At 57.2% G+C, this 418-nt stretch carries 1 protein-coding gene; it reads left to right on the plus strand.

The features are described from left to right. The coding region (locus EOS_RS43115; protein WP_047898362.1) for a YceI family protein at positions 1–417 on the plus strand (417 nt) is incomplete at its 5' end. Between the last annotated feature and the right edge of the window lies 1 nt (position 418).

The following is a 418-nucleotide window of genomic DNA, read 5'->3' on the forward strand; positions in this document are numbered from 1 at the left end:
GGCAGCGGTACGGTGACGCTCGATCGCGCAGCGCAGAAAGGCACGCTGGACGCGACCATCGACATGACGACGGTCGATATCGGCAATGAGAAGCTGACTGGCGAACTGAAGAGCGCGCAATTCTTCGACACCGACAAATTCCCGACCGCGACCTACAAGGGTACGTCGATGAAGTTCAAGGGCGACGTGCCGGTGGAAGTGATCGGCGAGCTGACGCTGCATGGCGTGACGAAGCCGGTGAACCTGAAAATCGACTCGTTCAAATGCATCATGCACCCGATGCTGAAGAAGGAAGTGTGCGGCACGGAATCGACGGCAACGTTCAATCGTGACGACTTCGGTGTGGACTACGGCAAGGCGTACGGCTTCAAGATGAAAACGACGCTGCACATTCAAGCCGAAGGCGTGAAGCAGTAAG

The organism is Caballeronia mineralivorans PML1(12), assembly GCF_001028175.1.
Taxonomy (GTDB): Bacteria; Pseudomonadota; Gammaproteobacteria; order Burkholderiales; family Burkholderiaceae; genus Caballeronia; species Caballeronia mineralivorans.